This is a genomic window from Mesorhizobium sp. M7A.F.Ca.US.006.04.2.1, assembly GCF_004022915.1.
Classification (GTDB): Bacteria; Pseudomonadota; Alphaproteobacteria; order Rhizobiales; family Rhizobiaceae; genus Mesorhizobium; species Mesorhizobium ciceri.
In genome coordinates this window covers 1-7,899 of the sequence record NZ_RZQA01000219.1, presented here as the reverse complement: position 1 = coordinate 7,899, position 7,899 = coordinate 1, and the positions used below count along the sequence as shown (strand labels likewise).

At 64.1% G+C, this 7,899-nt stretch carries 6 protein-coding genes and 1 pseudogene; all 7 read right to left on the bottom strand.

What is annotated here, in order from left to right:
- Positions 1-1,297, bottom strand: a 1,297-nt coding sequence (locus EN925_RS14050; protein ID WP_128336628.1) for a chemotaxis protein MotC, incomplete at its 3' end; no start/stop codon positions are given.
- Complete coding sequence (locus EN925_RS14045) at positions 1,294-2,631, bottom strand: MotB family protein (protein WP_127385034.1); 1,338 nt, start codon at positions 2,629-2,631, stop codon at positions 1,294-1,296. The genes EN925_RS14050 and EN925_RS14045, both read right to left, overlap by 4 nt.
- On the bottom strand, positions 2,628-3,254 hold the full coding sequence (locus tag EN925_RS14040) for a hypothetical protein (protein ID WP_127385033.1): 627 nt from the start codon (positions 3,252-3,254) through the stop codon (positions 2,628-2,630). Before EN925_RS14040 ends, EN925_RS14045 begins: the two co-directional genes overlap by 4 nt.
- A gap of 3 nt (positions 3,255-3,257) precedes the next feature.
- Positions 3,258-4,904 (bottom strand): flagellar basal-body MS-ring/collar protein FliF, encoded by a 1,647-nt coding sequence (gene fliF / locus EN925_RS14035; RefSeq protein WP_013529786.1) that lies wholly within the window; start codon positions 4,902-4,904, stop codon positions 3,258-3,260.
- Between the two features lie 134 nt (positions 4,905-5,038).
- Entirely contained in the window at positions 5,039-6,103 is a 1,065-nt protein-coding gene (locus EN925_RS14030; protein WP_024502691.1) for a flagellin, read from the bottom strand.
- Positions 6,104-6,370: 267 nt separating this feature from the next.
- Positions 6,371-7,372 (bottom strand): flagellin, encoded by a 1,002-nt coding sequence (locus EN925_RS14025; protein WP_013529788.1) that lies wholly within the window; start codon positions 7,370-7,372, stop codon positions 6,371-6,373.
- Positions 7,373-7,572: 200 nt separating this feature from the next.
- A pseudogene (locus EN925_RS14020) lies at positions 7,573-7,899 on the bottom strand (flagellar biosynthetic protein FliP); the annotation flags it as partial.

Below are 7,899 nucleotides of genomic sequence, written 5' to 3'. Positions count from 1 at the left end.
GTTCTGGACCGGCGGCGGGTGAAGGTGCCGACGCCGGCACGACGGTCGCAGGCTCGGCGGATGTGGCTGCAACTGCCGCCGTGTCCGGCGCATTGGCGGCCGATCCGCCGGAGGCCGCGGTGGCGGCGGGTTGCTCCGAGATGGCGCCTTCGACCGGTGGCAAGCCACTGTCATCGGCGTTTTGCGGCGTGGCGATCTCGGGAGCCGGAGGTTGCTCGGCCGCGACAGGGGCAGGCTTTTCCGCCGGAAGGGCGGTGGGCGGCGCGACGACCTCGCCGGCAATGGCCTGAGCGGCGTCGAGCAAGGCGCGGTCGCCCTCCGACAGCCGGCTGCGATCGATCTTGCCGAGCTTGGCACGAATGTCCTCGATTGTGCCCGAGGTGACGGTGGAAAGGCTGGCATAGAGCAGGGCGCGTGGATCGTCCTGATTGGTGTTGCCGTCACGGCCCTGCTCGGCCCGCGCCGAAGCGAAGGCCGAAAGGTCGTTCAGGCCGTCTATCGCGGCACGGCGGGCGATGCGCAGATAGATCACCTTCTCGCGCTCGGGATCCATCATCGAGGTGATGTCGCCCAGCTTGTCCTGGCTGATCGACATGTGCAGCGCGATGACGCCGGAGACAAAGGAGTCCGCGAACTGGCTGGCATAGGGCGAATAGAGGTAGCGCTCGACATACTGGGTGGAAGCAAGGGCGAAACGTGCCGCGTCGCCTTGCGCGACTGCAAGGCCGACCGAACGGCGAAGTGCCGCTTCCTCGACCAGCGTGCCGGGGCTGAGCAATCTTGCCTCGTCGAGCAGACCGAGTGCGGTCGCCGGTTGATCGCCGGCAAGCAGCGAGCCTTTGACCAAAGCGAGGAAGGCGCCGAGATCCGGAGGCAGCGCCATGGGATCGATCGGCCTCAAGGCTTCGATAGCCTTGCCGGGCCTGCCGTTGAGGTACTCAATCACGCCTTTTGCGATGGCAAGGCTTTGCGGGTCCGCCGTAGCGCGCGACGTGGCCGCTTCGACGGTCACCGGGTTGCCGCCGCTCATGCCGTAGACAAGCAGGGCCCGAAAATTCTTGGGATCCTTGTAGTCCTCGGCATTCGCCGCGCGCAGGCGCGCATCCGTCATCTCGAGCAGCTTGGCCTGCATCGGCAGGGCGGCATGATCGCCGGCGGCTATGCGGTCCTGGATGAGCTGCAGCGAGCGCACCAGCTGATACGGCTGCAGGGCCTCCTGGGCGAAACCAGTGGACGGGTGTCCGCCGGCCAGCAGCAACAGGCCAATCAACCGGCGGGTGACGGCCGCTCGCTTCATCCGCCGGTCGCCATCAGGATCTCGATGCGGCGGTTCGCGGCCGCCAATGGATCGGCTGCTATTTTCGGCTGGCGGTCCGCGAAACCGGCGACCTCGGTGATGCGGCGTTCGTCGACGCCGCCGCGCACGAGCATGTAGTACGCGGAATGCGCGCGCGCCGTCGACAGCCGCCAATTGTCGTAGCTGTCGCTGCGGAACGGCCGGGCATCGGTGTGGCCGTTGATGCTGATGGTGCCCTTCTGGCTGTTGACGATGCGGCCGATCTTCTCCATTGCCAGCACCAGTTCGCGTCTCGGCAACGCCGAGCCGACCTCGAACATGCCGAAGTCGAGCTGATCGGTGATCGAGATGACGACGCCCTTGTCGGTGGCTTCGACCGAGACGCCGTCGTGCAGCTTGTCGCCAGGCTTGAAAGCATCGGCCAACTGCCGCTTGACGTCGGCCGCTGCCTTCACGGCAGCAGCGGTTGGCGGCTTCTCCCCGATGTCGGGCTGGACGGCCTTTTGCGCCTCAGGCTTAGCCTTCGCTACCGCGGCCTTGGTGCCGTCCGGTTTGGTCTCGCCGGCCAATGCCGTGGCAGGGTTCGCGGCCTGTTTACTGGTCGCGTCCTTTGCCAGTGGCTCGAGCGGTGCCGCGACAGGCGGCACGGCTTTGACTTTGAGCACCTGCGTTTCGGCGGTCTTGTCGCCGGGCTTGGCCGGATCGCCCTCGATCTTGGTGCGCTGGGCGCTGGCCTCGGCGCCGGGCGCGGCGACCTGCTGCGACCAGAAATCCGGCTCGAAAGGATCGCGGTAGGAGGCGCCACCGGAGGCGCCGGTAGCCGGGCCGGCAGCCTGCACGCCGCCATCGCCTTTCTGGCTGACATTCTGCATGACGCCGGTATCTGTGGCGATTTCCGAAAGCACCGCGTAGGGGTCGGCGAAGAGATGGTCGTCGGAGTGTTCCGCCTGCTGTGGCTCCTGCTTGTCCTGCTTGCGCTCCGACGCGCCCGCGCCGGCATTGCCGTTCTGTCCGGCTTTGCTGGTCGCCTCTTGCGGATCGTCGGCCGTCAGTCCCATGGCGCGCGGGCCGTCGCCGAGATCCTCCAGGCCCTTGCGGCTCGAATTGCGGTCGACCAGCTTGACCGGGTTGAAGTAGCTGGCCACGGCTGCCTTGGTCTGCTCGTTGGCGGCGTTGATCAGCCACATGACCAGGAAGAAGCACATCATGGCCGTCATGAAGTCGGCGAAGGCGATCTTCCAGACGCCGCCATGGTGGGCCTCGTCATGGTCGTCATGACTGCGCCGCACGATGATGATCTCGTGGCGGCCCTGATCGGCGTTGGCGACGCTCATGCCAGGACCTCCGAGAGGGTCGTCGACCATTCGGCCATGCGCGTTTCGAACACCGCCTCGTCGATAGCCACGGTCAGGTCGAAGCCTGGGGCCTCGACAAAATCGAGATTGGCGGCGCGGGGTCCGAGCGATGCCTTCAGTGTTTCGAACATCGAGAGCGGGCCGCGCACGACGATGCGCACAGCCTCGGCGTCGCCAACCGCTTCGCGGACGGCGTCTGCCAACGCATCGATCGAACGTTTCTGCAGATCGTCGCTGACGATGCCGCCGATGATGCGGGCGACCGTGCCGGCGACAAGTCCGGTCACGCGCGCCTCCATCGCATCAATGTGCAACGAGACCGCCTTGCCGACATCGTCGCCAAGGCTTTCGAGAAATATCCTTGTTTCCTCAGCACTGGCCTGGCGTTCGGCTTCGAGCGCGGCGTCATGCGCAGCCGCCAGGCGGCCCTCCAGCGCTGCCTCCGCCTGGGCAACCGCCTCGGCGATCAGCGTGCCGATATCGGCTTGCGGCGCCGGCGTCTCGGGCTTGTGTTCGGGATCGACTGCTGCCCGGGGCTGGCCGGCACGCTGCGCGCGCGTGCCGAAATCAGGCAGAAGGTCGAAGAGGGCTACGGAAGGCATGGTTTACACCGCCACTTCCTGGGAAGCCCATTTGCGCAGGATCTGCGCGGTGCGCTCCTCGTTGAGGTCGACCATCCTGGCAAGCCGGTCCTGCGGCGCCGGCCGGATCTTCTGGCGAAGATCGTCGAGCGGAGTGGGGCCTGGGCGTGTGCCTGGCAAGGCGCCAACCGCGGCATTGTCGGTGGCCGCCATTGCCTCCGGCGTCGGCAGCGAGCGCTGGACGTCGTCGAAGCTGGGACCTGCCAGGGCTGGAGCAGCCTTTGCCGTCAGCGCCGCGGCCATCGGCCTCAGGCCGAAGAAGGCCACCAGGAACACCACGACGATGAAGGCACCTGCATTGATCATCGTGCCGGCATGCTGGCCGATCGAATCGAGCATTCCCGCCTGCGGGATCGCCTCGCCATCCAGGCCATCGATGAACTCGACCGCCGAGACGTCGATGATGTCGCCGCGCTTTTCATCCAGGCCGGTGGCGGATGTAACCATCTTCTGGATCTCGGCGACGCGCTTGGCGATCTGCTCCGGTGTGGCGTCCTTGCCGAGGATGGTCGTCAGCCGCTGCTGGTTGACGACCACGGCAATCGACATCTTGGTGACGGTGTAGCCGTTGGAGACGGTGGCGATCTTCTTGGAATTGATCTCGTAGTTGGTGATCTCTTCCCTGCGGTCGTTCTGCGAGGAGGATTGCGGGCCATCGGTGGCGGTTGCCTGGGTCTCGGGCAGGTTCTGCTCGACGCTGGCCGGAGTGGAAGCCTGCTTCTGGTTGTTGTTCTCGTTGGCGCGCACCGACTGCACCGAGCGCTCGACGCGGGAATTCGGATCGAAGATGGTCTCTTCCGTCTGGCGGGTGTCGGTGTTGACCTCGGCCTTGACGCTGGCGCGGAAATTGTCGGGGCCGAGATAGGCCGTCAGCGCACGGCGGATGTTGTCTCCGATCTGCGCCTCGACGGTCTGCTCGACGCCGAGCGTGCGGGCGGCGCTGGTGTTGGAAGGGTCGTCGCCCGCAGCCAGCAGATTGCCGCTGGAATCGAGCACCGTCACCTTGTCGGCCGACAGGCCGGGGACGGCGGCGGCGACGAGATGGCGGATCGACATGGCGCTCTTTTCGGCGTCGATGCCGGCGTAGCGGATGACCACGGAGGCGGAAGGCTGCTGCTCGTCACGGCGGAAATTGGCGCGTTCGGACATGACGATGTGGACCCGCGCCGCCTTGATGCCCGATATCGACTGGATGGTGCGGGCGATCTCACCTTCCAGCGCGCGCACGCGGGTGATCTGCTGCATGAACGAGGTGAGGCCGAGCGAGCCGACATTGTCGAACAATTCGTAGCCGGCATTGGCGCTGGTCGGCAGGCCCTTTTCGGCAAGCAGCATGCGCGCCTGGGCGGTGGTGCCGGCCGGCACCAGAACCGAGGTTCCGTCGGCGCCGACATCGAAGCCGATGCCGGCTTCGCCGAGCACCAGGCCGATCTGGTTCACGTCGGCGCGGTCGAGTCCGACATAGAGCGTGTCGTAGGCGGGGCGGTTGAGATAGACCGAGGCGATGCCGATGACGCCCATCACCAGAACGGCGATGCCCGCCAGCATGGCGAGGCGCTTCACGCCAAACCCGCGGAGATTCGAGATGATGCTCTGGATCTGTTCCGGCACGGTTCAACGACTCCCAGCATGATTGTCCGCCGGAACTCTAGTCTTCGAAGCTTGTGCGAAAATGAAATCGGGCCGCGCTTGCGGCGCGGCCCGTCAATCGGAGTGCGAAAAGGAGGCGCCGGTGGCGCCCGCGATTAGTTCTTGAACAGCGACAGGATCGACTGCGAGGAGCTGTTGGCAATCGACAGTGCCTGGATGCCGAGCTGCTGCTGCACCTGCAGGGCCTGGAGGCGGGTCGATTCCTTGTTCATGTCGGCGTCGACGAGCTGGCCGACGCCGCGGTCGATGGAGTCCATCAGGCTCTGTGTGAAGGTCTTCTGCAGGTCGATCGAGCTCTTGGCCGAACCGATGATGGTGGCGGAATCAGTCAACTGGGCCATGACCTTGTCCATCATGGTGACCATCTGGGTGATGATGCCGTCGGTCACCCCTGGGGCCGTGATGTCGAGGTTGTAGGCGGAAATATTGTCGACCTTGGTGACCGCTCCCGCCGCCGTCTGGCCGGCAGTGTTCGCGGCGATATCCGTTCCTCCGCCCGCGATCACGCCAGCATAGGCGTTGTCATACAGGGTCTGGGCGGCGCCCGTGGAATAGATGGAGGTCTGGCGATCGAGGACGCCCTGGTTCTTGACTTCGGCGGCAAGGCCGTAGTCGAAAAGCTTGGTGCCCTCGACATTGATGTTGATCGTTCCGATCGAGACAGCGCCGGATGAAGAGCGATTGAATGAGGACACGATCTGCGAGTCGGGCTGGACGCCATCATTGGCGGACGTGACCTGCTTGGAGGTCACCGCGAGGAAATTCGAGCCGGAGAAGGTGGCCGCATCGGCAAAGGACTTCATCTGCGTTTGAAGCGCCTTGATCTCGGTCTGGGTCTTCGCCTTGGCGGCATCCGTCTGGCCGACCATGGACAACACCTTGGTCTTGATCTGGCCGATCGTCGTCAGCACGTTGGTGATGCCGGTGTAGGCGGCATCGACTTTCGAGGCGCCGAGGCCGAGTGCATCCTGCACCGTCGACAGGGCCGAATTGTCCGAGCGCATGGTGGTGGCGATCGACCAATAGGCGGCGTTGTCCGAAGCCTGCGAGACCCGATAGCCGGTCGATATGCGGGCCTGTGTCTGTTCGAGCGACTTGTTGGTGGCGCTGAGGCTTTGAAGTGCGGTTAACGCCGAGGCGTTGGTCATGATGCTCGCCAAGAAAGTCGCTCCTTCTCAAAAGCCGACATGCTCAGACATGCCGGATGGGCCTGTTCAACGATTGGCATCGTGCCGGTCGGACCGATTCGCCAACTGTCGTAAGCTATTGGTTAACCATAACTAGCGCGGCATGGTTAACAGCCTGTTAAAAGCTGGCTTTTGAGAGTTAAGGATCGAGGATTGTGCGGGGCTGGAGCAAACGCAAATAGGGCCGCGCTTTTGGCGCGGCCCGAATTTCTAGTGCGAACTGTGGTTGAGCGGAGGCGATCAGCCGCGGAAGAGCGACAGGATCGACTGCGAGGAACCGTTGGCGATCGACAGCGCCTGCACGCCGAGCTGCTGCTGGACCTGCAGGGCCTGCAGACGGGTCGATTCCTTGTTCATGTCGGCATCGACGAGCTGGCCGACGCCGCGGTCGATGGAGTCCATCAGGTCCGAGGTGAAGGTCTTCTGCAGGTCGATACTGCTCTTGGCGGCGCCGAGCGTGGTGGCCGAGTTGGTCATATCGGCGAGCGCGGAGTCGATGACGGTCAGCATCTGCTTGATCTGCGAATCGCTGGCAGCCGTGCCACCCGAGAAGATGGAAAGCGAGGCGGCCGAATAGGTGTCGGTGGCCAGTGCAGCCGCCCCTAGAGCTGTCTGCGTGCCGGAGACCGCTGCGGCCACACTGCCGTCGCTGCCGAGGCGGTACGTGTCAAGGATGCCCTTCGCGAGGCCCGAGGTGGTACCAGCTTCATAGAGCTTGATGCTTTCCACCTTGACGTCGATGGTCGAGATCGAAGATGCGCCGGCCGCGTCACGGTTGAAGGCCGAAAGGATCTTCACATCGGCAGCCGTCGTGGCTGTTGAGCCGCTGTCTACGGACAGCATGTTGGTGCCGGAGAAGGTGGCGCCGTCGGCGTAGGACTTCATCTGCGCCTGAAGAGCGGTGATTTCGGTCTGGGTCTTTTCCTTCGAGGCGTCCGTCTGGCCGTAGGAAGCCAGCAGCTTTGCCTTGATCTGGTTGATGGTGGAGATCGCGCTGTTCATGCCGGTATAGGCGGTGTCGACCTTCGAGGCGCCGAGGCCGAGAGCGTCCGAAACGGTGGACATTGCCTGGTTGTCGGAGCGCATCGTGGTGGCGATCGACCAGTAAGCGGCGTTGTCCGAGGCCTGCGAGACGCGATAACCGGTCGAGATGCGGGCCTGGGTGTCCTGGAGGGATTTGCTGGTGGCGTTAAGGCTCTGCAGAGCCGTCAACGCGGCGGAGTTCGTCATGATGCTGGACATGGTACTCGTACCTTGGTTTTTACAGGTGTTTTTTTGACATACCGGGCCTCCCGGTATGACGGTGCGGCATCATGCCAATGATCTCTGAAATCGATCACCCGCCATCTGCGAGCGAATATGCGGGCAAGTCCCTACCAAAGGGCTAAACCGGACGGTTAATCGAAAATATATTGCTGGAATTTCGAGCCGGCGCGGCAGTGTCAGTTGAAGGAGCGCACCAGGCTGCCGACAAGCAGGTTCCAGCCGTCGATCAGGACGAAGAACAGGATCTTGAACGGCAGCGACACCACCGTGGGCGGCAGCATCATCATGCCCATCGCCATCGTGATGGTGGCGACGATCAGGTCGATGACCAGGAACGGCAGCACGATCAGGAAGCCGATTTCGAAGCCGCGCCGGATCTCCGAGATCATGAAGGCGGGCACCAGGATGCGCAGGTCGACGGTGTCGCGCGAAACGGTCTGGCCGCGCTCGCGGGCGAGATCGGCGAAGAGGTCGAAATCCTTGTCACGCACATTGTGCAGCAT